Raw genomic sequence first — 1,295 nt, 5'->3', positions numbered from 1 at the left:
TAACTCAGTGAGGTAAGCCACCGGCTCTGCCGGTGGACTCACCAAGGTTTGAGGAGCGGCCGACAAGGCTGCCGATTTTGACGGGTGTGAGTCCCGTTACCGCCAGTTGCCCGGATTTGGGCGGTTAGCATATCCGCTGCACGGGGAGGTAACGAACCGTGATAGGCGCGGACGTAAAAGCCACGGCTGCTCGCTACCGGAAGGTGGGGGGTGGGAGCTACCGGAGTGGCGAGCAAATCCATGGGTCTGAACATGAGTGAATGACTGCAGCTCCGAAATGGTGAGTCCAACGGAAGTAGCTGTTGGAGACTGGCAAAGCGCCGACCCGCTTCAAACTCGGGGAAGGCCAACGCCTCAGGGGAAGAAACGGGTACGTGCACCCTGGGGGCAGCCGGAGTAGTGGTCCAGACACGTGGAGAAAGATCGGCAGAGATAACGTCGGGAAGGGCCTGTGCCCAGCAGGGGCTGACAGCAACCTGCAAAGACCTTCTGTGCGAGGCCAAGGCCGAAGCCGGAGGGAGGGCAACAGGTCTGGCGCATGAGCCCGTAGGAGCGATGAAGTGGGAGTAATGTCCTATGAGGAGACGCTGGACGTCTCCTGCATGGCGGTAACACCGGCCTGCAGCAAAGGGGCTCTGGGCACTTGGCGGTCCCAGTGCAGTGCCCGGACATTGAGCCGGGATCACGCTGCGCTCGAAGCGGGGACGAGTTCGTGGTTGGTAAACCAGCGTGGGCGGGGTGCATGCAGGTCAGTGCTTAAGCTTCGCCGCGAATCTGGGAAGGCCCACGAAGGAAAGCCAAGGTCAGAACCGGACTGGGGAAATCCCACCGTCCGGGATCGTAGGGGGGCTTGCGGAATCGTCGTGTCAATGGGAGCCGGACTGAGGCCCAGCGGGAAACTGTTGGACAGGCCACCGGACCCTGCCGTCACGTGCGCGCCGCACTTCTATCCCGACCCTTTACGACGGTCGGCGCGAATTTCCTGTCTCTGCCAAGAGAAGGAGATTCACGATGAAAGAGTATCAGAGCCTGAGCCACACGAGATGGGACTGCAAGTATCACGTGGTGTTCATCCCGAAGCGGCGCAAGAAGCAGATATTCGGCGCGTTGCGTCGGCAGCTCGGAGAGATATTTCATGAGCTGGCGTCCCACAAGGAATCGAAAATTGTCGAAGGGCACCTGATGGGGGATCACGTTCACATGTGTTTGAGCATTCCGCCGAAGTATGCGGTATCGAATGTAGTCGGGTACATCAAGGGCAAAAGCGCAATTCAGATAGCCCGGAAGTACGGAGC

1 protein-coding gene is annotated in these 1,295 nt (G+C 59.7%); it reads left to right on the top strand.

The features are described 5' to 3' along the window. Positions 1 to 1,011 precede the first annotated feature (1,011 nt). The coding region (tnpA, locus tag J8I87_RS43915; RefSeq protein ID WP_209938890.1) for an IS200/IS605 family transposase at positions 1,012 to 1,295 on the top strand (284 nt) is incomplete at its 3' end.

It is taken from the genome of Paraburkholderia sp. LEh10 (genome assembly GCF_017814945.1).
In the GTDB taxonomy this organism is placed as follows: domain Bacteria; phylum Pseudomonadota; class Gammaproteobacteria; order Burkholderiales; family Burkholderiaceae; genus Paraburkholderia.
This window is presented reverse-complemented; position numbering and strand designations above follow the sequence as displayed.